This is a genomic window from Actinomycetospora sp. NBRC 106378 (assembly GCF_030269685.1).
Lineage (GTDB): Bacteria > Actinomycetota > Actinomycetes > Mycobacteriales > Pseudonocardiaceae > Actinomycetospora.
Genome location: NZ_BSTT01000049.1, coordinates 1 through 255 on the forward strand (window position 1 = coordinate 1; position 255 = coordinate 255).

General features: G+C 73.7%; 1 protein-coding gene. It reads right to left on the minus strand.

Annotation, left to right across the window (positions count from 1 at the left end; genetic code table 11):
- Positions 1-255 (minus strand): adenylate/guanylate cyclase domain-containing protein (locus QSK00_RS30350; protein WP_285597280.1); only part of this gene is annotated, 255 nt, incomplete at both ends.

Sequence of the window (255 nt, forward strand, 5' to 3'; positions counted from 1 at the left end):
GGCGTCGGTCGCCGATGTTGCCCGCGACCGCCTCCCCGGCGGAGACCCCGATGCCGGCGCCGAGGTCGGTGGAGCCGGGGAAGACCTCCTCGGCGAGCCGGGCCGCCATCACCCGCCCCGCCGCCAACGCACACCCCGCGGCGTCGTCCATGTCGGTGGGGGCGCCGAACACCGCGAGCGCGGCGTCGCCCTCGAACTTGTTGATCCACCCGCTGTGGTGCTCGACGACGTCGATGACCACGGCGAAGAACTCGT